This is a genomic window from Nonomuraea sp. NPDC049625 (genome assembly GCF_040675285.1).
GTDB classification, from domain to species: domain Bacteria; phylum Actinomycetota; class Actinomycetes; order Streptosporangiales; family Streptosporangiaceae; genus Nonomuraea; species Nonomuraea angiospora_A.
Window position 1 is genome coordinate 577,477 of the sequence record NZ_JBFAOQ010000003.1, and the last position, 22,783, is coordinate 600,259.

A 22,783-nucleotide genomic window follows, 5' to 3' on the forward strand; every position below is an offset into this window, starting at 1 on the left:
ATGGGGTCAGGAGCCGGAGGGCTGGAGCTGCGTGAGGGTCTCGAAACCACCCAGTTCGAGCCAGTTGTGCCACATCACGGCCGGGGTCTTGGGCGTGCTGCCCGCCGCGGCCGGCCAGTTCTTCCAGACCTGGTTGCTCGACTGCGCCCAGAGGCCGTTGTACCAGAGCGGGATCACCGGCAGGTCGTCCAGGTGGATCTGCTGGAGCTGGGAGATGATCTTCTTCATGCCCTCGACGTCGTCGGTCTTGACCTGGTCGAGCTGCTTGGTCAGGTCCCAGGCCCGCTTGTTCTCGTAGCGGGCGAAGTTGACGGTGTTCTGCTGTTTCTGGATCGGGAGCTGGAAGAGGTACTCGTAGTAGGTGTACGGCGAGTTGGACAGCTGCCGCTCGTTGTTGATCAGCAGGTCGAAGTCGCCCTTGGCACGCTTCTCCACCAGGGCGTTGAAGTCGGGGAAGTCCGGGGTGATCTGGATCCCGGCGGTCTTGGCGCTGGCGGCGATGGACCTGGCCGACTCCATCCAGTCCGTCCAGCCGGACGGCACGATGATGGCCAGGCTGATCTTGGAGCCGTCCTTGTTCTCGACGTACCCGTCGCCGTCGGTGTCCTTGTAACCGGCGTCGGCCAGCGCCTTCTTCGCCTTGGCCGCGTCGAAGGCGAACCCGGATTCGGCCACCACGTTCTGGTCGACGTACTGCTCCCACTGCGGCAGCAGGCCGGTCGGGCTGGCGGCCTTGACGAGGTTGCCGTACACGCCTTCGACGATCTTCTTGACGTCGATCGAGGCGGCGAGCGCCTTGCGGAAGGCGGGGTCGTCCATCGGCTTCTTGGTGGTGTTGGGCACCAGCCACGCGGTGTTGGCCGACAACATGTACGGCGGCTCGCTGTAGTAGGTCGTCAGGCCGAAATTGCCCTTGACCAGGTTGGCCACGCCGGGCAGGAAGTTGTTGCTCAGGTCCATGCCCTTCTGCAGCAGCAGGCCCATCGCGACCTCGTTGCTCGGGGTGGCGATGTCGACGATGTAGCGGGGCTTGGGCTCCATGTTCAGCGCGGTCTTGCCCCACCAGTCGTCGCGCCGCTGCAGCACGACGCGGTCCTGGTCCTTGGCCATGAACGTGTATGCGCCCGTGCCCACCGGGTTCTCGTTGATCCCGTCGAGCACGTCCTTCTCCGAGCGGCCCTTCCAGATGTGCTCGGGGACGATCGACCGGCTGTACAGGTTGAAGTCCCACTGCTGGTAGTTGGCCGTGGAGAAGCTGAACTTCACCGTCTGGTCGTCGACCGCCTCGACGCTCTTCAGCCAGGTCCACAGGTTGTGGTACGGGATCGTCTCCATCTTGCCGAGCTCGAAGGAGTACGCCACGTCCTTGGCCGTCAGAGGCTGGCCGTCGGCCCACTTGACGCCCTGGCGGAGCTTGACCTGGTACGTCTTGTCGTCGGCCCACGAGCCGCTCTCGGCCAGCCAGGGGGTCAGCTTGCCGGCGGTCGCGTCATAGTGGAACAGCGTCTCGTACACCAGGCCCTTGGTGCCCGTGGCGTGGTCCCATTCCCTGATGGGGTTGAAGTTGACGGGCGGCCCCCACTGGGTGCCGGTCGTGTAGAGGGTCTCGTTGCGCGGCAGCGAGTCGGGGTTGGCGCTCGCCACCGCGCCCTGGCTCTGCGGCTGGGAGGCCGGTGGGGTCGGCGTGGCTCCGCCGCCGGTGCAGGCCGCGGCGAGCAGGCCCGCCGCCACGAGCGGAATCATGATCCGAGCCCGGTTTCGCATCGCTTCTCTCCTTCCTCCGCGCGGGGCGCGAAGGTTCGCACGTCTTCCATCGACCCCCGATGGGCCGGCTTGCTCTCGAACGGGCGGCGGGAGCTCCCACCTGGGAGCGCTCCCAGCAAGGACGCAGAACGCGCCCCCGCCCTGGAGACCGGTGAGCGATTCACTGAGGAGTAGTCACAGGCCGTGAGGGCCTGCTGAACCGGATAAGTACCGCGAACGTAAGTTCACGATGTCCGTGCCGTCAATACCCGTGACTCTTTCGAGACGCGCCCCGCAAACGCTCTCACCGGTTGACCTCGACCGCGATTGAGGTTGCACGGTGGAGCGCATGAACAGCTTCACGATCGGCGTCATCCTGCCGGGAGTCTCCGTGCAGCGGCGCGACGGCATCGACCTGCCGGCCGCCGCGCGGCACGCCGAGGACGCCGGGCTGGACGGCGTGTGGCACGGCGACCACCTGGCCATCGGCGGGCCGACCCTGGACGGGCCCATCGCCCTGGCCGCCGCCGCGGCGGGCACCCGGCGGATCAAGGTGGGGATGAGCGTGTTCGTCCCCGCCATCCGGCCCCTCGCGTGGGCCGCCAAGCAGATCGCGACCCTGCAGCACGTCACCCGCGACCGCCTCGTCCTGGGGGTGGGCTCGGGCGGCGGTCCCGGGCAGTGGGCCGCGGCGGGGGCGCCCTACCGCTCGCGCGGCCGGCGTACCGACACGGCCCTGGAACTGCTGCCCCGGCTGCTGGCGGGCGAGGAGACGCGGCTGCGGGACGAGCCCGGCGAGCCGCCCGTACGGCTGGCGCCCGCCGCCACGATGCCGCCGGTGTGGGTCGGCAACGCGTCCGAGGCGGCGATCCGGCGGGCGGCGCTGCTCGGCGACGGGTGGTTCCCGTCCCTGGTCCCGCCCCGGGAGGTGGCCGAGGGCCGGGCCCGGCTCGCGGAGCTGGCCGCGGGCCGGGGCCGTCCCGTACCGGTCGTCGCGATCGGCGGCACGGCGGCCCTGGGGAGCGGCGACGGCATCCCGTCGCGGGAGGAGATCGCGTCAGGCGTCGCCGCCGCCTACGGCCGCCCCTTGGAGGAGGTCCTGCCGATCCCGCTCACCGGCCCGCCGGAGCGAGCCGCCGAGGCGCTCGCCGCCTACCGCGACGCCGGGGCGGGCCACGCGGTCATCGGCATTGCGGGCGGCGACTGGCGTACCCAGGTGGACCTGCTGGCGAAGGTGCGCGACCTGCTGCGGTGAGGTCCCCGGCCGGGTTCAGAGCCAGCCCATGCGCTGGGCCGTGCGGATGGCCTCCAGGCGGTTCTGGGCGTTGAGCTTGGTCATCGCGCTCGACAGGTAGTTGCGTACGGTGCCCTCGGTCAGGTGCAGCTCGGCCGCGATCCGCGAGATCGTGGCCCCGTCGCCGGCCAGCCGCAGCGCGTCGCGCTCGCGCTCGGTCAGCGGGCTGTCGCCGGCCGCCATCGCGGCGGCGGCCAGCTCGGCGTCGAGATAGCGGCCGCCCGCCTGGACCTTGCGGATCGCCATGGCCAGCTCCTCGGCCGAGGCGTCCTTGCCGAGGAAGCCGCTCACCCCCGCCGCCATGGCCCTGCGCAGGTAGCCGGGGCGGCCCAGGCTCGTCAGGATGACGATCTTGCACTGCGCGCTGATCTGCTCGGCCGCGCTGAGGCCGTCCATGCCGGGCATCTCGATGTCGAGCACGGCCACGTCGGGCCGGTGCTCGGCCACGGCGGCCACGACCTCGTCGCCCCTGCCCACCTGGGCGACGACCTCGATGCCCTCCTCCAGGTCCAGCAGGGCTGCGATGGCGCCCCGGATCAGGTGCTCGTCGTCGGCCAGTAACACCCTGGTCGTCATGCCGGCACCGCCGCCCGCAGCAGGTAGCCGCCCTCGTGCGTCGGCGCGGCCTCCAGGGTGCCGCCGACCGCGCGTACGCGCTGGGCCAGCCCCGCCAGGCCGTTCGGCGCGTGCTCGCCCGCCGGCCCGCTCACCCCGTCGTTGGACATCTCCAGCACTCCATCCTCGATCGTGATCGTGCAACGTCCGGCCGTGCTGTGCTTGAGCACGTTGGTGGTCCCCTCGCGCACGACCGTGGCCAGCAGCGTGCGGGTCTCCGGCGGCAGCGAGCCCGTCTCGGCGCGCACGGTGCATCGTACGTCCGCCGCCTCCAGCACGGCCCGCACGCTGGCGAGCATCTCGTCCAGGTCGACGGCCCGGTAGCTCTGCACGACGGAGCGCACCTCGCGCAGCGACCGCCGGGCCAGGTCGCGGACCGCGAACATCTCCTCGGCCGCCGCCGCCGGGTCGACCGGCAGCGTGCGCGACGCGCCCTCGGTGCGGGCCGCGATGTCGGTGAGGCTCTGCCCGAGCAGGTCGTTGAGGTCGCGGGCGAAGCGCAGGCGCTCCTCCGAGACCGCCAGCCTGGCCTGCGCCTCCTGCCCCTCGTACGCCTCCTTGGCCACCCGCCAGAGCCACAGGTTCGTCAGCACGCCGACCACGCTCACGGCGGTGAACACCGACTGCACCAGGAGCGTGCCCCAGATGGGCGCGCCCTGCAGCGCCACGTACAGGTTGAAGAGCACGACGGACAGGACCGAAAGGATCACGATGGTGCGCCTGCGCACGAAGGGCCCCAGCATGCCCAGCCACGTCGGGATGGCCCACATGAAGAAGGCGACGGACATGACCAGGATGATCACGCCGGTCACCGCCAGGATCGCGGTGGGCCGCCTGCCGCCCCTCATGGCCACCCGGTGCGGCCGCGTCGCGAGCACGTTGAAGACCACCAGCAGGGCGACACCGGCCAGGACCACCGGCCACGGCACGCCCATCTGCCAGCGGACATAGAGGTCGTAATAGCCGAAGAAGGAGAACAGATTGATGAAGTCGGTCGAGTAGACGATCACCCAGCGGATCTTGTCCAGCTTCGTCGCGCGGCGGATCACGCGGGCACCGCCGCTCGCAGCAGGAACTCGCCCGCCGGGGTCGGCCGGGCGGAGAAGGAGCCGCCCGCCGTGGCCAGCCGCTCCGAGAGGCCCCGCAGGCCGCTGCCGGAGGCGGAGGGGTGCCCGTCCACGCCGTCGTTGATCATTTCGAGCACGCCGCCGTCGATCGTGATCGCGCAGCGGGTGGCCGCGCTGTGCTTGAGCACGTTGGTGGTGCCCTCGCGGACCGCCCAGGCCAGCAGCGTCCGGGCGGCCGGCGACAGCCCGTCGGCCCTGGCGTCGATCAGGCAGCGCGCGCCGGCCGCCTCCAACGCCACCCGCGCGCCGGCCAGCTCCTCGTCGAGGTCGAGCGTCTGGTAGCCGTGCACCGCCTGCTGCACCTCGGCCAGGGACTCGCCGGCCAGCCGGTGCACCTGGGCCATCTCGGCGTCCGCCCGCCCGGCGTCCTTGGTCGCCAGCTTGGCGGCCAGCTCGCTCTTCAGCGTGATCACCGACAGGCTGTGCCCGAGCAGGTCGTGCAGGTCACGGGCGAAGCGCAGCCGCTCCTCCGACACCGCCAGCCGGGCCTTGGCCTCCTTGCTGTCGTGGGCGTCCCTGATCGTCCACCAGATCCAGCGCCAGACCAGCATGGCCACCGTCAGCGCGACGGCGCTGAACGTCTCGGGGACGAGCACCCCGTACCACGGCTCGCCGGTCACGGCCATGACATAGCCGCCGGCCAGGCCGACCACGGCCACGCCGAGGCAGAGGGTCACGGCCCACGGCAGGTAGAGGGCGGCGATCGACAGCCACAGGACGCCGATCTCCAGCCAGGTGGGCACGTTCTCCAGCGGCTGGCGCGGGACCAGCGCCACCGCGACCGCCGCGGACAGCCCCGCGACCACCAGCTTCGGCGTGGGCCGGGGCCTGGCGTCGTAGGCGTCCCTGAGCAGGGAGGGGAAGAGGCCGAAGCAGACAAGCAGGCATGTGAGGACGGCCGCGGCGTGGAGCGTGGAGATCCGGCCGTCCGCCAGGTAGATGACGATGACCACCACGAACATGACGCCGAGGAGCATGACCGCGGCGTCCATCCAGTAGAGCAGGATCTTTCGCGCCGTCTCCGGACGCGCCGCCATCACGCCATCCCCCTGCCGCTGGAAACCTCGCCCGTCGCGGAAATCCTATAGTCAGGGAGAGGTCTGCCAAAGAATCCGTGACACGTCCGGTTTCGGGGCGACTCCGCGCAGCGACAGCCAGGCCAGGCCGTGGCGGGCGGCGTAGGCGGCCAGGGTCCGGGCGTCGACCTCGTTCAGATCGCCCTCGCCCACCAGCACCGGGGTGAGCGCGATGTGCGGCCACGCCTCCTCGGGGTCGTCCAGGCCCTGGGCCCGCGCGATCTGGTCCCTGGCCGCCAGCACGGCCTCCGCCACCCGGCGCAGGCGGCCGTCAGGGGCGCCCCGCGGTTCGATGTCGGCCAGCAGGTTGACGGTGCCGATCTCGGCGCCCGCCTGGCGGGTGGCCCGCAGCATCGCCACGTCGCCGGAGCCCAGCCCGTCCGACTTCAGCGGCAGCGTGAAGCTGACCTGGAGCGGCCGCTCGCGCTGCATGGCGTAGATGGCCCGCGCCCGGCGCAGCACGGCGGCCTGGTCCCGGCTGTCGCTGACCTCGAAGTCGATGGTGTCGGCGTCGAACGCCCCGACCACCCTGCGGTAGGCGGCCGCGAGCCCGCCCGGCCTGGTGCAGGTGTCGGCCAGCTCCCGCCCCTCCGGGCCGCCGAACACGGGCGCGGCGTCGCCGCCCAGCGCCCTGAGCCGGCCGATCCGGTTGGCCACGGGGTTCTTGCCGGGATCGAGCGGGTCGGACTGGGACGGGCCATTCCATTTGGGCGCGCAGCCGTCGTCGCCCGAGACGAGGTGGCCGAGCGCGTACCGGCGCACACCGGTGCGCCGGGTCTCCTTGGTCAGGTCGAACTCGGGCTCCCGCGCGGTGTCGACGAACTCCACGAACGCCGCCTGCGGCTCCACCGCCACCGGCGGCGAGACGGCAGGGGTGTGCCTCACCACCGGCGGCCTCGGCGCGAGCGTGGCACCCGCGGGAAGCATGCGCACGATCGCTCCGGTGGCGGCGGTGAGAGCGAGGGCCCCGAGGATCGCGAGCGGGCGCGGGAGCATGCCCGGCTCCCTCTTGTGCCGCGGCATAGGCCACCTCACGTGGTCATTCGGCTACTCTCCGGCGCTGACTCGAACGGTAGCAAGCGCGCGAGCCGCTGTGCGGTCCTTTTCCGGCACGCGTCCGTTGTGTGCGGATAATGTCGTCATGAAGCTGCGGATCTTCACCGAGCCCCAGCAGGGCGCGACATATGACGACCTGCTCACCGTCGCCCAGGCCACCGAGCGACTGGGTTTTGACGCTTTCTTCCGTTCCGACCACTACATGCGCATCGGCCCCGGCGACCCGGGGGTCGGCTCGACCGACGCGTGGATCACGCTGGCCGGCCTGGCCAGGGAGACCTCGAGGATCCGGCTGGGCACCCTGGTGACGCCGGCCACGTTCCGGCTGCCCGGGCCGCTGGCGATCAGCGTCGCGCAGATCGACCAGATGAGCGGCGGCCGGGTCGAGCTCGGCTTCGGCACGGGCTGGTTCGACACCGAGCACGCGGCGTACGGCATCCCGTTCCCGCCGCAGAACGAGCGGTTCGGGCGGTTCGAGGAGCAGCTCGAGATCATCACGGGCCTGTGGACCGCGGAGAAGAGCTTCTCGTTCGAGGGCAGCTACTACCGGGTGGCCGACTCGCCCGCGCTGCCCAAGCCGGTCCAGCGGCCCAGGCCGCCGATCATCATCGGCGGGTTCGGCGCCAAGCGCACGCCGAGGCTGGCGGCTGCGTACGCCGACGAGTACAACCTCCCGTTCCACACCCTGGCCGACACGGAGCAGGCGTTCGCGCGGGTGCGCGCGGCCTGCGAGACGACCGGGCGCGAACTGACGTACTCGGTGGCGCAGACGACCGTCGTGGGCGCGGATCGGGCGGAGGTCGAGCGACGCGCGGCCGCCATCGGCGAGAACCCCGAGACCCTGCCCGCGGGCGGCCTGTGCGGCACCCCGGCCGAGATCGTGGAGAAGATCGGCAAGTTCGCCGAGCTGGGCGCCGAGACGGTCTACCTCCAGATCATGGACCTGAACGACCTCGACCACCTGGAGCTGATCGCCGCTGAGGTGCTTCCGCACGTGTAAGTAATCATTGGCGGCGCTTCGTGGCGGTACGGCAGACTTGGGGCGTGCTGCTGACGATCACGACCACCGCGAGGCCCGCCACTGACCTGGGTTTCCTCCTGCACAAGCATCCCGGGCGCGTGCAGGAGTTCGGCCGGTCGTTCGGCACGGCGACGGTGTTCTACCCCGAGGCCGAGGAGGAGCGCTGCACGGCGGCCCTCCTGCTCGAAGTCGATCCGATCGCGCTGGTCAGGTCGCGCGGCAAGAGCTCGCCCGACTTCAGCCTTTCGCAGTACGTCAACGACCGCCCCTACGCGGCCTCCTCGCTGCTGGCCGTGGCGCTGGCCGACGTGTTCCGGACGGCGCGGGCGGGCCGGTGCGCGGCCAGGCCCGAGCTGGCGGGCACGCCGCTGCCGCTGGAGCTGCGGCTGCCCGCGCTGCCCTGCCGGGGCGGCCCCGAGCTGGCCACCAGGCTCTTCGAGCCGCTCGGGTGGGAGGTGGACGCGCAGGCTCTGCCGCTCGACGAGGGCTTCCCCGAGTGGGGTGATTCGCGCTATGTCCGGCTCACCCTGCGCGGCACGGCGCGCCTCGCCGACGCGCTCAACCACCTGTACGTGCTGCTGCCGGTGCTCGACGACGGCAAGCACTACTGGATCGCGCCCGACGAGGTCGACAAGCTGATCAGGGCGGGCGAGGGCTGGCTGGCCGGGCACCCGGAGCGGGGCCTGATCACCCGGCGCTACCTGGGGCGGCGCTGGGCGCTGGCCCGCACCGCGCTGGCGCGCCTGGCTGAGCTGGGCGACGAGACCGAGGAGGAGCTGGAGCCCGCGGTCGAGGAGGACGCGCCCGCCGGGGAGACCGCCGCCGACGAGGCGGCCGCCGCGGAGGCCGAGGCCCAGGGCGACGCTCCCCAGGAGGAGGCCGCCCAAGATGAGGCCACCCAGCAGGCGCCCAAGGCGAAGCCGCTGAACCTCCGGCGGCGCGAGGCGGTGCTGGCCAAGCTGGAGGAGCTCGGCGCGGTCAGCGTGATCGACCTGGGCTGCGGCCAGGGCGAGCTGGTCGGCGCGCTGCTGGCCAGGCCCAGGTTCGCCAGGGTCGGCGGCATGGACGTCTCGTCGATGGCGCTCACCATCGCCGCCCGCAAGCTGCGGCTGGACCGCATGCCCGACAGCAAGCGCGGCAGGCTCACCCTGTTCCAGGGCGCGCTCACGTACACCGACAAGCGGCTGTCCGGCTACGACGCCGCGGTGCTCATGGAGGTGATCGAGCACGTCGACCCGCCGCGCCTGACCGCGCTCGAACGCGTCGTGTTCGGCCGCGCCCGGCCCCAGCACGTGCTCGTCACCACCCCCAACGTCGAGCACAACGTCCGCTACGAGTTCCTGACCGGCCTGCGCCACCCCGACCACCGCTTCGAGTGGACCCGCGCCGAGTTCGCCGCCTGGGCCACCAGGGTCGCCGGCGAGTACGGCTACCAGGTCGCTTTCGCGCCGGTCGGCGACGATGACCCCGAGGTCGGCCCGCCGACCCAGATGGGAGTGTTCACCCGTGATCAGCGTTCCTGAGCTCTCGCTGGTGGTGCTCGTCGGCGTCTCGGGCAGCGGCAAGTCGACGTTCGCCAAGAAGCACTTCAAGCCCACGCAGGTCATCTCCTCCGACTTCTGCCGCGGCCTGGTCTCCGACGATGAGAACGACCAGTCGGCCACGCCCGCGGCGTTCGACCTGCTGCACCACATCGTCGGCGTACGGCTGGCCAGGGGCCTGTTCACCGTGGTCGACGCCACCAACGTCCAGTACGCGGCCCGCAGGAGCCTCCTCGACCTGGCCAGGAAGTACGACGTGCTGTGCGACGCGATCGTGCTCGACGCGCCCGAGGAGGTGGCCATCGAGCGCAACGCCGCCCGGCCCGACCGCGACTTCGGCCCCGGCGTGGTCATCCGCCAGCGCAAGGAGCTGCGGCGCTCGCTGAGCAAGATCTCCAACGACGGGTTCCGGCGGGTCCACGTGCTGCGCGGCCTCGACGAGATCGACGACGCGGAGATCACGTACGAGAGGGCCTGGTCCGACAGGACCGAGCTGACCGGCCCCTTCGACATCATCGGCGACGTGCACGGCTGCCGCTCGGAGCTGGAGACGCTGCTGCGCAGGCTCGGCTGGGAGGGGCTCACGCACCCGGAGGGGCGCACGGCCGTGTTCGTCGGCGACCTGGTCGACCGCGGGCCCGACACCCCCGGCGTGCTGCGCCTGGTGATGGACATGGTCGAGGCCGGCACCGCGATCTGCGTGGCCGGCAACCACGAGCAGAAGCTGGTGCGCGCGCTCAACGGCCGCAAGGTCACGGTCGCGCACGGCCTGCAGGAGTCGCTCGACCAGCTCGCGGCGCAGGAGCCCGAGTTCGTGGAGCGGGCCAGGACGTTCATGGACGGCCTGCTCAGCCACTACCGCCTCGACGGCGGCCGGCTCGTGGTCGCGCACGCGGGCCTGAAGGAGGCCTACCACGGCCGCGCCTCGGGCCGGGTGCGCGCGTTCGCCCTGTACGGCGACACGACCGGCGAGACCGACGAGTACGGCCTGCCCGTCCGCTACCCGTGGGCCGACGAGTACCGCGGCCGGGCGATGGTCGTCTACGGCCACACCCCCACGGTCCGCCCCGAGTGGGTGAACAACACGATCTGCCTCGACACCGGCTGCGTCTTCGGCGGCCACCTGACCGCGCTGCGCTACCCGGAGCGGCAGATCGTCCAGATCCCGGCAGAGAAGGTCTGGTACGAGCCGGCCAAGCCCCTCGGCACCGGCTCGGCCCGCGATCCCGGCATGCTGGACATCAACGACGTGATCGGCACCCGGCACGTCGAGACCAGGTTCGGCACCAGGGTCAAGGTCCTGGAGGAGAACGCGGCCGCGGCCCTGGAGGTCATGAGCCGGTTCGCGGTGGACCCGCGCTGGCTGGTCTACCTGCCGCCCACCATGGCGCCGCCGGAGACGTCCCGGCTGGACGGCTACCTCGAGCACCCGCACGAGGCGTTCGAGGAGTTCGCCGCCGCCGGGGTGCGCGAGGTCGTGTGCGAGGAGAAGCACATGGGCTCGCGGGCCGTCGCCGTGCTGGCCAGGACGCCGGAGGTGGCGGCGGCCAGGTTCGGCGTGACGGACGGCAGCACCGGCGCCGTCTACACGCGTACCGGACGGCCGTTCTTCGACGACACGGCGCCGCTGGTCGCCCGGCTGCGCGAGGCGTGCGAGCCGCTCTGGGCGGAGCTGGACTCCGACTGGGTGGTGCTCGACTGCGAGCTGCTGCCCTGGTCGGCGAAGGCCGGCGAGCTGATCCGCTCGCAGTACGCCTCCGTCGGCGCGGCCGCCCGCGCCGCGCTGCCCGAGGCGGTCGCGGCGCTGGAGGCGGCGGCCGGGCGGGGAATGGACGTGGGCGGACTGCTGACCCGCACCCGGCGCCGCTCCGACAACGCTGCCCTGTTCCGCGACGCTTATGCACGCTACTGCTGGCCGGTCGACGGCCTGGAGGGCATCCGGGTGGCGCCGTTCCAGATCCTCGCCTGCGAGGGGCGGGCCACGGCGCTGGAGCCGCACGCCTGGCACCTGTCCACGCTGGCGCTGCTCGACTCGCCGCTGATCGCCCCCACCCGGCACGTCTCCGTCACGCTCGACTCGCCCGGGTCGAGGGCTTCGGCGACCGAGTGGTGGGAGTCCCTGACGGCGGCGGGCGGCGAGGGCATGGTGGTCAAGCCCGCCGCGTACGCTCCCGGGCGGGTGCAGCCCGGGGTGAAGGTGCGCGGGCGCGAGTACCTGCGCATCATCTACGGCCCTGACTACACCGAGTCGCTCGACGTGCTGCGCCGGCGCTTCCTGGGCAAGAAGCGCTCGATGGCGCTGCGCGAGTACGCGCTGGGGCTGGAGGCGCTGTCGCGGCTGGCGGACGGCGAGGCGGCCTGGCGGGTGCACGAGCCGGTCTTCGCGGTGCTGGCCCTGGAGTCGGAGCCTGTGGATCCCCGGCTCTGACTAACGCCATGACCTGCGGGTATGTCCCCACACCACGGGGAAGGACCTGCATGGCAACGAAGTTCGCGCACCACGAGCACCTCGGCCACGTCATCTTCATCACGGCGGCCGCGGCCATCGGGGGGTTCTTGTTCGGCTACGACAGCGCCGTGATCAACGGCGCCGTCGTCGGCATCCAGAAGTACTTCCACGTGGGTCCGGTCGAGATCGGGTTCGTGGTGGCCATCGCGCTGCTCGGGTCCGCCGTGGGGGCGTGGGCGGGCGGCGGGCTGGCCGACCGGCTGGGGCGCACCAGGACGATGCAGGTGGCGGCGCTGCTGTTCGCGGTCAGCTCGATCGGTCAGATGCTGCCGTTCGCCATCTGGGACCTCGCGTTCTGGCGCGTGATCGCGGGCTTCGCGATCGGCATGGCGTCGGTGATCGGGCCCGCGTACATCGCCGAGGTGGCCCCGCCCGCCTACCGGGGACGGCTGGGCTCGTTCCAGCAGCTGGCGATCGTGCTCGGCATCGCGGTCTCGCAGCTCGTCGACTACGTGATCGTCCAGCTGGCCGGCGGCAACGTGAACAACCCCCTCTGGGGCCTGCAGGCGTGGCAGTGGATGCTGGGCGCCTGCGTCGTGCCCGCCCTGTTCTACCTGACGTTCGCGCTGATCATCCCCGAGTCGCCGCGCTACCTGATCATGTCGGGGCGCACCAGGAGGGCCCGCGAGGTGCTGTCCGAGATCGAGCCCGAGGACGTGGACATCGAGGCCCACATCGCGGAGATCCAGCACGTGCTGCGCACCCAGCGGGTGCCGGGGCTGAAGGACCTGCGCGGGCCCGCGCTCGGGCTGCTGCCGATCGTCTGGATCGGGATCGGCCTGTCGGTCTTCCAGCAGTTCGTCGGCATCAACGTGATCTTCTACTACTCGTCCGTGCTGTGGCAGTCGGTCGGCATCAACCAGAGCGCCTCGCTGCTGATCAGCTTCTCCAGCTCGATGATCAACATCGTGGGCACGTTCATCGCGATCTCGCTGGTGGACAGGATCGGGCGCAAGCCGCTCCTCCTGATCGGCTCCGCGGGCATGGCGATCTCGCTGGCCACCGCGGCGTGGGCGTTCAGCGCGGCCAGGGAGGTGGGCAAGACGGTCACGCTGCCCGACCCGCAGGGCCTGATCGCGCTCGTGGCGGCCAACGTGTTCGTGCTGTTCTTCGCCCTGTCCTGGGGTGTGGTGGTCTGGGTGCTGCTGGGGGAGATGTTCCCGAACCGCATCCGCGCCGCCGCCCTGGGCGTCTCCGCCGGGGCCCAGTGGATCGCGAACTGGGCGGTCACGGTGACGTTCCCGGCGATGGCGGCCTGGAACCTGCCGCTCACCTACGCCATGTACGCGTTCTTCGCGGTGCTGTCGTTCCTGTTCGTCGTCAGGTGGGTGCGTGAGACCAAGGGCCGCAAACTCGAAGAGATGGGCTAATCTCCGGCACGTGATCGACGACGTCCTGGCCCCCGAGCTCGACGTGCTGTTCTGCGGCATCAATCCCGGCCTCATGTCCGAGGCCACCGGCCACCACTTCGCCCGGCCCGGCAACCGCTTCTGGCCCGCGCTGCACCTGTCCGGCTTCACCCCGCGCCTGCTGGCCCCGGCCGAGCAGCACCTTCTCCCCTCGTACGGCCTGGGCATCACGAACATCGTCGCCCGCCCGAGCGCCAAGGCGTCGGAGCTGACCCGGGAGGAGCTGGTGGAGGGCGGCCTGGCCCTGACCGCGAAGGTGGCGGCCGCGACGCCGACGGTCCTCGCGGTGCTGGGGATCTCGGCGTACCGCATGGCCTTCGCCCGCCCCAAGGCCCGCATCGGCCTCCAGGAGGAGCTCGTCGGTGGGGCCAGGGTGTGGGTGCTGCCCAACCCGAGCGGGTTGAACGCCCACTGGACCCTGGCCACCATCGCCGACGAGATGGGACGGCTGCGCGGTCACTTGGCCTGATCGGCCTGCCTGGCCTACTTGGCCTGCCTGGCCTACTTGGCCGCGAAGTCCTGGGTCCAGTAGATCCGGCCCTGGGAGTTCTTGGCCACGCCGACGCCGATCAGGTTGTACCGGCAGTTCATGATGTTGGCCCGGTGGCCCTCGCTGTTCATCCAGCCCTGGACCACGGAGGCCGGGGAGGGCTGGCCGAAGGCGATGTTCTCGGCGAAGGCCGTGCCTCCGCTGAAGCCGGCCCCCCGGATGCGGTCCATGAAGCTGCGGCCGTCCTTGGAGGTGTGGTCGAAGTAGCCCTGCTTCGCCATGTCGTCGGAGTGGCCGAACGCGGCGGTGCGGAGCTGCGGGTCGTGCTTGAGCGGCTGGCAGCCGCCCTTGGCCCGCTCGGCGTTGGTCAGCCTGAGGACCTCGTTCTCCTCGGCCGTGCCGACCGTCCCTCCGGACGACGGGGGCGGCGCGGTGGGCGTCGGGGTCGACGTGCCGCTGGGGCCGGGAGTGGTGGGAGTGGGCGTCGGCGTGCTGTCAGGGGTGCAGGTCAGCCGGACGGCCCGGGACTTGGCGGCGCCGCCGCGATAGTCGGTCGCGACCGCGTAATAGGTGCCCGGTTTGCAGGCGAGTGTCAAGGTGATGCGGCCGTCCTTGGAGGCCCCGCTCTTGACGACGGGGTCGGGACCCGGGACGGCGCGCTTGATGCGGATGCGCAGGAGTGCGCTGTCGTCGCAGTTGCGACGGGTGGCGAACGACTTGATCTTCAATGCGTTGGTCAGGCTGGGCTTGGCCACGTTCACGCGGCACGAGGCCTGCGCCTCGACCGAACTCTGCGCCGCGGCCTCGGCCGCACTGATCGGCGCGCAGAGCGCCGCCAGGCCGATGAGCCCGGCAAATACCCCAATGGGTCTACGCATAGGGGATTCCCTCCAGTTGCCATAGACGCTGGATGGCAAGGCATTCTGTCGGGAACGAGACCGACTTGTCACTAAATTGCGATATAAATCTCGCAACTCGGGTAAACCAGAGTGCCACCTGAGGCGTCAGTGCCCCCGCTGCCACAGGCTCGAAACTCCTGTCCCACCGGGTTTTGCACGCCCCATGGCCCCCATGGGAGCCACCTGGAGATACGCGGAGGATCGCTTGAGGGTTCACGAAGAAGCCCGCGGCGCATCGTGCGCCGCGGGCTGAGACGGACCCGGCTCACCCGCGAGGCGGGCCGGGACGACGGATCACTGCTTGGCCAGCAGGGCAGTCCTCCACCGCATCAGGAGGTGAGGGAGCCCAATGGCGAGGAGGAGGATCAGGCCGACGTTGCCTCCCGCCGTGTCGAGGGTGCCGGCGGGCGCCACTCCTCAAGCCGCGACGGCACCCTGGAGGTAGCCGCGTGCAATCTCCGCTGACCAGCCTGAGACAACGCCTGAGCCAGCGTGGTGCCTGCCTCATCTGGCTCGCAGTGGGCATCCTCTGCCTCGGACAGGCGTGGACCATCCACGACCGCCTCGCCTACACCGTCGCCGCATTGACGATCCTCTGGACCCTGCTGCGCCTCTTCGTGAGGCGGGGCGGGGCTTTCGTCGTGTCTACGCCTCCGGAAAGTGCTCCAAAGCGGACGCCGCGGGGCGTCAGGCTATGTGCTGTGCCTGCCAGCCGTCGAGGCTGAATGCCTGGTCATGTCGGTACGCGTCGATACCAGTACGGATGTAGGTGACGACGTCGTCGGGAAGGTCGTCGAGCGCGAACCAGTCGATCTTGTCGCACTTGGCGGGTTCGGCGTTGGTGGGCTCGCCTCCCCATCGCGTGGCCGCGAAGAACACGCCGATGCGGGCCTGGCCGTCTGGATCGGCGTGATGGCACATGCCCGCGAATGCGAGATCTGCGGGGTCGATGACGACGCCGAGCTCTTCGCGGGCCTCACGCGCTGCGCCCTCAGGCAGGGTTTCGCCGGCGTCGAGGCAGCCGCCGGGTACCGACCAGGAGCCGTCGGCGAAGCCGGTGTTGGCTCGCAGCAACAGCAGGACCTTGCCTGCCGCGATGAGGATCAGGTGGACGCCGACGTGGGGCCGGAACGGTTCGGATGGTGTGGCCATGGCCGTGCTCCCGCAGTGGGCGATGCGTCGTGGGTGTCACGCTACGCGGCCGTACGGGGAGCACGGGTCTGTTTGCCAGGACGAACTTCTAGGCGTCGGTGCGAGGCTGCTGGACGCCGGTCATCGCGTGGACCATGTCGGCGAGGTGGACGGCGAGCCGCTCCGGGGTGCGGCCGTCGGTGTGCAGATGGTACGCGGTGGGGTCGCTGCCGGCGATCTGGTCGTAGTGCTCCTGCAGCCGTCGCAGCAGGGCGCGGTCGGCGATCAGGTCGCGGTCGGAAGCAGTCTGGCCGGGCTTGGCGGTCATCCGCGCGGTCAGCTCGTCCAGGTCGGTGTGCAGGTAGACCGTCAGGTCCGGCTGGGCCAGGTAGCCCACGAAGGATGCGATGGTCGCCTCGACGGTGGTGTTGTCCAGGCCGTGCACGGCGGAGTGGTTGGCGATGACGGAGTTGACGTACCGGTCGGCCACCACGTGCCCGCTCTGGAGCGCCTGGCGGGCCAGGTCCGAGGCGTGCAACGCCCCGGTGAGGTAGAAGGCCAGCTGCGGCAGCGCCTGGGCGCGAGCGTTGATGTACGGCTGCAGGTCCGACACCGGGGCGGGCACCGTGTGGAAGAAGCGGCAGTCCAAGCGCTCGGCGAGGTTCCGGGCGAGCGTGGACTTGCCTGATCCGCTGATCCCTTCCAGGACCACGAAGACGCCCGATCGTGGCGTCTGGGCCGGCTGGTAGGCGGCGGGCAGCTGGTTGCCGATGCTGGGGCGGGGGGCGGCGATGGTCATTGCAACGTCCCTTCGGTGAATCCAGGTGGGCGGAGACGGCCGCCAGCAGGCCGGCCGGGTCTTGCGCGTACGGGGTGACGTCCAAGCGGAGATCGGGGCGGAGCAGGCACGGGCTGAGCTCGCCGGCCGAGTCCAGGCGCAGCGCCCAGAACCCCTCGATGCACTGCGCCCACTTGGGGCAGGTGGCGCACTGGCCGATGTGGTGGCGGCCGAGGGAGGCGTCGATGACCTCGATGGTCATCTCCCCGCGCCGACCGGGGACGGTGAAGACGCGGCGGCCCTGCCCGGTGCCGGAGGTGACCACCTTCTCGGCGGTGGCGATGGAGCGCAGGTAGACGCTGATGTCACCGGAAGCAACCTTGACGCCGCCAAGGTCGGCGTTGTGGTCGGCGCCGACCAGTTCGATGATCTGCAGGCCCGTTCCGAGTTCGCGGGTGTAGGCGATGATGTCCATCACCTCGTGGGCGTTCTGCTCTTGCAGCAGCAGGTTCAACTCGACGATCGGGATGGCGTTGGTGGCGGCCTCGATCCCGGCCTTGATCTTGGCGATGTCGCCGGGTTTGCCCTCGGCGATGGTGGCGACGGAGGTGTCGGAGAAGTAGTGCAGCGAGACCTTGATCCGGTCCAGCGCGGTGGCCGCCAGCCAGTCGAGGTCCTTGGTGAGCGTGAGCCCGTTGGTGATCAGCGTGGTGGTGTAGTCGCTCATCTGGTGCTGGGGCAGGCCCTGAAGGATCGGGCGGGCGAGCGGGGACAGCAGCGGTTCACCGCCTGTGAAGAAGACGCGGCTGATCCCGGCGGCGGTCATCGTGTTGATCGCGGACAGGAAGTCGTTGGCGTCCAGTGCCCGGCGGCGGGGCTGAATGGTGCGGTCGTGGTGGGTGATTCTGGGTGGGATTTCGCCTTCGTTGTGGCAAAACCAGCAGCCCAACTGGCAGCGCGGGGTGAGCGAGACGCGCAGCTGGCCGCCGCGGCGAGCGAAGTCGGCGCCGCCGCCGGCGAATCGAGGCATGGGTAGATCGGTAGGCACGTCGTCCTCCGACAGGGGTTGAGGGCCGCCCGGGTTGGGGCGGCTGTGGCGGCTCGTACCTCCGAGCCGTCGGCTTCCAGCAGGCCCGACTGTCGGGCGTTCTTGCCGGTCAGGTAAGTATGTACTACGTACTTCATAGATCTCACGCGAGGCCAGGTCAATGAGTATGTAGTACATACTTCCGCTAAGGTGAGATCGTGATCACATCAGGAAGCAGCTATCGCGATGTGGCGGACACCATCCGCCAGGCCATCCATGAGGGCGTCTACCCCCGCGGCTCTTTGCTCCCCAACGAAGATCAGCTTGCCGAAGAGCTCCACGTGAACAGGGCCACCGTGAACAAGGCCTTGCGAATCTTGAAAGGCGAAGGACTGGTCTACGTGCACATGGGCGTGGGGACCTACGTCCACAAGTTGCCGCCCCTGCTGCGCGACGCCGCCGTACGGCACAGCCGCGCCCACCGCGAACGCGGGGGCGTTCGAGGCTCCCTGGCCAGCGAACTCGCCCAGTTCGGCTACGAGTTGAACTCCGCCAACACGGTCGGCCCCGGCCATCCTCCACCGGATGTGGCCGACGTCCTGGGCGTCGACGCCGACACCGACAGTGTCATCATCCGCGCGCGACGGATGAAGGCCGAAGACGTCCCCATCCAGATCGCCATCAGCTACATCCCGCGCTCCATCGCCGATGGGACACCGATAGCCGAACTCGACCCGGGAGTCGGCGGGATCAGCAGCCGCCTGGCCGAACTCGGGTACGCGCAGGTCGAGCTTGAGGAGAACATCAGTATCCGGCCGCCCACGCCTGACGAAGCTCGCTTCCTTCGCATGATCCCAGATCAGTGGGTGTACGAGATCTTCCATATCGGATGGACCGCGAGCGACCAGGCCGTCAAGGTCACCACCTACGTCATGCCGACGTACCAGTGGAATCTGCGCTACCGCTACCCCGCGGACCCTTCGTGACCCGCGGCCCCGCCCTGGTCTCCTCCGAGCGGAGCAACTGTTTACGGGGGAATCCGCTCACCCTCCGGGCCGGCATCGGACCTCACCTCGGCTGCGACGCCACGGCTCCTCAGCCGGGTGTGCAGAAACTCCATCTCCGCCAGCGTCCCGACCAAGCCGGCGTGAGTGAGCTCGTCGGCGAGTTCACGAGCCTGGGGAAGTGGCACCTCCCAGACCTCCCGCAGAACCTTCAAGACCGAGACCAGGTTCGGCACCGGACCGACCACACGCAGTCGGCTTGGGCCATGCGCCGCCAGGAGGGCACTGCGGACCTCTTTCGGCGGCTTGCCTGAATCTGGATGCTCCCACCAGCCATCACCGCAGGACGTGCAGGAGGCCTCGGCATCCCACCACAGCTGCCCGCGGTCGATGAACTGGTTCACCTGGCGGACCAGGGTGCCCCCGCAACCATCACAACGCGATTCGATCTTTGCCGTCTGCCCCGTCATCCCGACACCAACGCTCCCCGCGCCGCCACGAGCTGATGGGCCCGGTAGCCAAATACTCATTCACGTCACACCGTACAGATCGCTAACTGAGGCCAGACGATCAGGATCCGTGACGAGCTGGGAGCGCTGTTCGCGGATGAGGACTTGGCCGAGGATTGATCGCGCGCCCTCGACGAACACGCCCCGTCACCGGTTTCGGTGGCGGGGCGTTTCGTGATCGTGCGTCAGTGGTGCGTCATGATCTTGAGAATCCGCTGCTGGTCAGAGCCATGATCTATGCCTTGGCCAGCAGGGCCACGCACTCCACGTGGTGGGTCATCGGGAAGGCGTCGAAGGCCCGCAGGTCGGAGAGCGGGTAACCGAGCTCCGCCAGCCAGGCCAGGTCCCGCGCCAGCGTGGCCGGGTCGCAGGAGACGTACACGATCCGCTGCGCGTCCAGCGCGGCGATCCGCTCCACCACCTCGCGCCCCAGCCCGGAACGGGGCGGATCGACGACCACGAGGTCGGCGCGTTCGATCTGGAAACGGTCCAGCGCCTCCTCGACCCGTCCCCGCTCCACCCGGGCCTGCGGCAGGTCGCGGAGGTTGGCGCGGGCGTCGCGGACGGCGGCCGCCTCCGACTCCAGCCCGAACACCGCCCCCTCGGCCCCCACGGCCTCCGCCAGCCCGGCGGCGAACAGCCCCACCCCGCAGTAGAGGTCGAGCGCCCACTCCCCCGGCTCCGGCGCCGCGTAGGCCAGCACCGCGTCCAGCAGCGTCTCGGCGGCGCCCGGGTGAACCTGCCAGAAGCCGCTGCCCGCGACCCGGAAGCCGCGGTCGCCGACCTGCTCGTGCAGCACCCCCGAGCCGCGGCGCGGCACCGTACGGCCCTTGCCCTGGTCGAGGAGGATCGAGGCGGGCGCTTCGAGCTCGGGCACGGTGACGCTGCGGCGCGGCCTGGGCGAGACGACCACGGCCCGGTCGCCGGACGAGGACGCGATGACCTCGACGCCGGCCGCGCCCGGCCAGGAGTGCTGCTCCGCCCCGACCGCCTCCACCTCCGGGTGGGCGATCAGGCAGGCGTCCACGACCTCGATGTCGTGCGAACGGTGCCGGCGGAAGCCCAGCTCACCGCCGGGCCGGGCGGCGAACTGGACGCGGGTGCGCCAGCCGAGCCCGTCCTTGGCGCCCGGCACCTCCTCCACCACGACCTCGCGCGACAGGCCCGCGAGCCGCTTGAGCTGCTCGGCCACGACCTGCGCCTTGAGCCGCCGCTGCGCCTCCAACGTGGCGTGCTGCCAGTCGCACCCGCCGCACCGCCCAGGGCCGGCGTACGGGCAGGGCGGGACGACGCGGTCGGGCGAGGGCTCCAGGATCTCCACGGCGTCGGCACGCAGGAACCTGGCGGTCTCCTCGGTGACGTCGGCGATCACCCGCTCGCCTGGCAAGGCGTGGCGTACGAACACCACGCGCCCTTCGTGGCGCGCCACACACCAGCCGCCGTGCGCGACCGGACCTACCGTCAGCTCGAGAGATGCCTGTTCCACAGGGACACCCTATGCCCGAGCCTGCTCCCCATCCTTGGCGGTCTGGTCCCAGGGACGGCGCACCGCGCCCGGCGCGAACGGCTCCGGCCTGCCCTTGAGGCGATCGGAGGAGTGCAGCTGCCAGGGCACGCTCGTCACCATGACCCCCGGCTTGAACAGCAGCCGCGCCTTCAGCCTGAGCGCGCTCTGGTTGTGCAGCGCGTGCTCCCACCAGTGGCCGACCACGTACTCGGGGATGAACACGGTCACCACGTCGCGCGGCGAGCGCCGCCGCAGGGTCTTGACGTAGTCGAGGATGGGCTGCGTGATCTCGCGGTACGGCGAGTCGAGCATTTTGAGCTGCACCGGGATGCCCCGCCGCTCCCACTCCTCCTGCAGCTTGCGCGCGTCCTCGCCCTCGACGCCCACCGTGATGGCCTCCAGCGTGGACGGCCTGGTGGCGCGGGCGTAGGCCAGCGCGCGCATGGTCGGCTTGTGCAGCTTGGAGACGAGCACGATCGCGTGGTTGCGCGCGGGCAGCATGGTCGGCTCGTACTCCTCGCTGATCTCCAGCTCGGCCGCCACGTTGTCGTAGTGGCGCCTGATTCCCTTCATCATGAGGAACAGGATCGGCATCGCGATGCACACGATCCACGCCCCGACCAGGAACTTCGTCAGCAGCACGACCACCAGCACGAGACCCGTCATGATCCCGCCGAAGAAGTTGATCACGCGGGAGCGGTGCATCTGGTGGCGCACCTTGGGGTCGGTCTCGGTCTTCAGGTGGCGGGTCCAGTGAATGACCATGCCGATCTGGCTGAGCGTGAACGAGACGAAGACGCCGACGATGTAGAGGTTCAGCAGGCGGCTGACGTCGGCCTGGAAGCCCCACAGCAGCAGGCACGCGCCGAGCGCGAGGATGATGATGCCGTTGGAGAAGGCCAGCCGGTCGCCGCGGGTGTGGAGCTGGCGCGGCAGGTAACGGTCCTGCGCCAGGATGGAGCCGAGCACCGGGAAGCCGTTGAAGGCCGTGTTGGCGGCCAGGAAGAGGATCAGGGCGGTCACCGCCGAGATCACCACGAACGGCAGCGACCCACCGCCGAACACCGCGTCGGCCACCTGGGAGATGATCGGCTGCTGGTAGTAGCCGGGGCCGACGGGGGTGCCGTTGGGCAGGTGCAGGTCGGTGGCGACCACGGACGGCTCGGCGATCTTCACGCCCGACGCGAGGCCGAGCGCGATGATGCCGCCGAACATGGTGATCGCGACCAGGCCCATCATCAGCAGCGTGGTGGCGGCGTTCTTGCTCTTGGGCTTTCTGAAGGCGGGCACGCCGTTGCTGATGGCCTCGACGCCCGTCAGGGCGGCGCAGCCGGAGGAGAACGCGCGCAGGATCAGGAACGCGGCGGCGAAGGTGGTCAGGTTGGTCTGCTCGGCCTCGATGGTGAAGTGGGCGCTCGGCGCCTGGAGCTGCTCACCCAGCACCAGCAGCCGGAACCCGCCCCAGGCGATCAGGGCCAGAACGGCGATCATGAACGCGTACGTGGGAACGGCGAAGGCGGCGCCGGACTCGCGGATGCCGCGCAGGTTGATCACCGTGAGGAGGATCACGATGGCGATGGCGATGGCGGGCTTGTGCTGGCCCACGAACGGAATTGTGGCGCCGACGTAATCGACGCCGTTGGCGACGGACACCGCGACCGTGAGCACGTAGTCGACCATGAGCGCGCTGGCGACGGTGAGCCCGGCGTTCTTGCCGAGGTTGGTGGTCGCCACCTCGTAGTCCCCGCCACCGCTCGGATAGGCGTGCACGTTCTGCCGGTACGACGCCACGACGGTGAGCATCACGACCACGACGGCGATCGCGACCCAGGGACTGTAGGTGTAGAAGGAGACTCCGGCCAACGACAGGATGACCAGAATCTCTTGGGGCGCATACGCCACAGAAGAGAGCGCGTCACTCGCGAAAACCGGCAGTGCTATCCGTTTTGGGAGGAGTTGCTCGTGAAGCTGCCCGCTACGCAGGGCGCGCCCCACGAGCAAGCGTTTGACAAGATCCGTTACCTTCGCCACGTAACGAGATGCTAGC

The 22,783-nt window shown here is 70.3% G+C and carries 18 protein-coding genes and 1 pseudogene; 7 read left to right on the plus strand and 12 right to left on the minus strand.

Annotation, left to right across the window (positions count from 1 at the left end; genetic code table 11):
* Positions 1-6: 6 nt before the first annotated feature.
* Complete coding sequence (locus tag AB0J87_RS16200) at positions 7-1,764, minus strand: ABC transporter substrate-binding protein (RefSeq protein ID WP_363965901.1); 1,758 nt, start codon at positions 1,762-1,764, stop codon at positions 7-9.
* Positions 1,765-2,092: 328 nt separating this feature from the next.
* On the opposite strand from AB0J87_RS16200, the gene AB0J87_RS16205 reads away from it, so the two are divergent.
* Complete coding sequence (locus tag AB0J87_RS16205) at positions 2,093-2,998, plus strand: LLM class flavin-dependent oxidoreductase (protein WP_363965903.1); 906 nt, start codon at positions 2,093-2,095, stop codon at positions 2,996-2,998.
* Between the two features lie 15 nt (positions 2,999-3,013).
* Here the strand turns inward: AB0J87_RS16205 and AB0J87_RS16210 are convergent, their stop codons facing one another.
* From AB0J87_RS16210 to AB0J87_RS16225, 4 genes are read right to left on the minus strand one after another with little or no spacing between them, the layout of a single operon-like run.
* The gene (locus tag AB0J87_RS16210) at positions 3,014-3,613 is read right to left on the minus strand and encodes a response regulator transcription factor (protein ID WP_192786541.1); all 600 of its coding nucleotides are present in this window, start codon (positions 3,611-3,613) and stop codon (positions 3,014-3,016) included.
* Positions 3,610-4,701 (minus strand): histidine kinase, encoded by a 1,092-nt coding sequence (locus AB0J87_RS16215; RefSeq protein WP_363965904.1) that lies wholly within the window; start codon positions 4,699-4,701, stop codon positions 3,610-3,612. Before AB0J87_RS16215 ends, AB0J87_RS16210 begins: the two co-directional genes overlap by 4 nt.
* Positions 4,698-5,816, minus strand: a complete 1,119-nt coding sequence (locus AB0J87_RS16220; protein ID WP_363965905.1) for a histidine kinase — start codon at positions 5,814-5,816, stop codon at positions 4,698-4,700. Before AB0J87_RS16220 ends, AB0J87_RS16215 begins: the two co-directional genes overlap by 4 nt.
* A gap of 51 nt (positions 5,817-5,867) precedes the next feature.
* Positions 5,868-6,851: a hypothetical protein gene (locus AB0J87_RS16225; RefSeq protein WP_363965907.1), complete on the minus strand. Its 984-nt coding sequence runs from the start codon at positions 6,849-6,851 to the stop codon at positions 5,868-5,870.
* Between the two features lie 145 nt (positions 6,852-6,996).
* Between AB0J87_RS16225 and AB0J87_RS16230 the strand changes: the two genes are divergently transcribed.
* From AB0J87_RS16230 to mug, 5 genes are read left to right on the plus strand one after another with little or no spacing between them, the layout of a single operon-like run.
* Entirely contained in the window at positions 6,997-7,911 is a 915-nt protein-coding gene (locus tag AB0J87_RS16230) for an LLM class F420-dependent oxidoreductase (protein WP_363965908.1), read from the plus strand.
* Positions 7,912-7,955: 44 nt separating this feature from the next.
* Positions 7,956-9,455: a 3' terminal RNA ribose 2'-O-methyltransferase Hen1 gene (locus AB0J87_RS16235; RefSeq protein ID WP_363965909.1), complete on the plus strand. Its 1,500-nt coding sequence runs from the start codon at positions 7,956-7,958 to the stop codon at positions 9,453-9,455.
* Positions 9,394-11,901, plus strand: coding sequence for a polynucleotide kinase-phosphatase (locus AB0J87_RS16240; RefSeq protein WP_363965910.1), 2,508 nt, complete (start codon positions 9,394-9,396; stop codon positions 11,899-11,901). The genes AB0J87_RS16235 and AB0J87_RS16240 overlap by 62 nt, the downstream gene beginning before the upstream one ends.
* Before the next feature lie 50 nt (positions 11,902-11,951).
* Positions 11,952-13,352: a sugar porter family MFS transporter gene (locus tag AB0J87_RS16245; protein WP_363965912.1), complete on the plus strand. Its 1,401-nt coding sequence runs from the start codon at positions 11,952-11,954 to the stop codon at positions 13,350-13,352.
* A gap of 10 nt (positions 13,353-13,362) precedes the next feature.
* Entirely contained in the window at positions 13,363-13,860 is a 498-nt protein-coding gene (mug, locus tag AB0J87_RS16250; protein WP_363965914.1) for a G/U mismatch-specific DNA glycosylase, read from the plus strand.
* A gap of 32 nt (positions 13,861-13,892) precedes the next feature.
* On the opposite strand, the gene AB0J87_RS16255 is transcribed toward mug, so the two are convergent.
* The 4 genes and pseudogenes from AB0J87_RS16255 to AB0J87_RS16270 all read right to left on the minus strand — a co-directional run.
* A complete protein-coding gene (locus AB0J87_RS16255; RefSeq protein ID WP_363965916.1) occupies positions 13,893-14,759 on the minus strand; it encodes a CAP domain-containing protein in 867 nt (288 codons plus the stop codon).
* Between the two features lie 708 nt (positions 14,760-15,467).
* Positions 15,468-15,932: an NUDIX domain-containing protein gene (locus tag AB0J87_RS16260; RefSeq protein WP_355194405.1), complete on the minus strand. Its 465-nt coding sequence runs from the start codon at positions 15,930-15,932 to the stop codon at positions 15,468-15,470.
* An 88-nt stretch (positions 15,933-16,020) separates the two neighbouring features.
* On the minus strand, positions 16,021-16,710 hold the full coding sequence (locus AB0J87_RS16265) for a deoxynucleoside kinase (protein WP_363965918.1): 690 nt from the start codon (positions 16,708-16,710) through the stop codon (positions 16,021-16,023).
* A 499-nt stretch (positions 16,711-17,209) separates the two neighbouring features.
* Positions 17,210-17,914 (minus strand): annotated as a pseudogene (locus tag AB0J87_RS16270) (radical SAM protein); the annotation flags it as partial.
* A 20-nt stretch (positions 17,915-17,934) separates the two neighbouring features.
* On the opposite strand from AB0J87_RS16270, the gene AB0J87_RS16275 reads away from it, so the two are divergent.
* Complete coding sequence (locus tag AB0J87_RS16275; RefSeq protein ID WP_355194399.1) at positions 17,935-18,702, plus strand: GntR family transcriptional regulator; 768 nt, start codon at positions 17,935-17,937, stop codon at positions 18,700-18,702.
* Between the two features lie 41 nt (positions 18,703-18,743).
* On the opposite strand, the gene AB0J87_RS16280 is transcribed toward AB0J87_RS16275, so the two are convergent.
* The 3 genes from AB0J87_RS16280 to AB0J87_RS16290 all read right to left on the minus strand — a co-directional run bounded on the left by AB0J87_RS16280 (position 18,744) and on the right by AB0J87_RS16290 (position 22,767).
* Positions 18,744-19,190: a hypothetical protein gene (locus tag AB0J87_RS16280; protein WP_363965920.1), complete on the minus strand. Its 447-nt coding sequence runs from the start codon at positions 19,188-19,190 to the stop codon at positions 18,744-18,746.
* A 274-nt stretch (positions 19,191-19,464) separates the two neighbouring features.
* A complete protein-coding gene (locus AB0J87_RS16285) occupies positions 19,465-20,715 on the minus strand; it encodes a class I SAM-dependent RNA methyltransferase (protein ID WP_363965922.1) in 1,251 nt (416 codons plus the stop codon).
* Positions 20,716-20,724: 9 nt separating this feature from the next.
* Positions 20,725-22,767: an APC family permease gene (locus AB0J87_RS16290; RefSeq protein ID WP_363965924.1), complete on the minus strand. Its 2,043-nt coding sequence runs from the start codon at positions 22,765-22,767 to the stop codon at positions 20,725-20,727.
* Positions 22,768-22,783 lie beyond the last annotated feature (16 nt).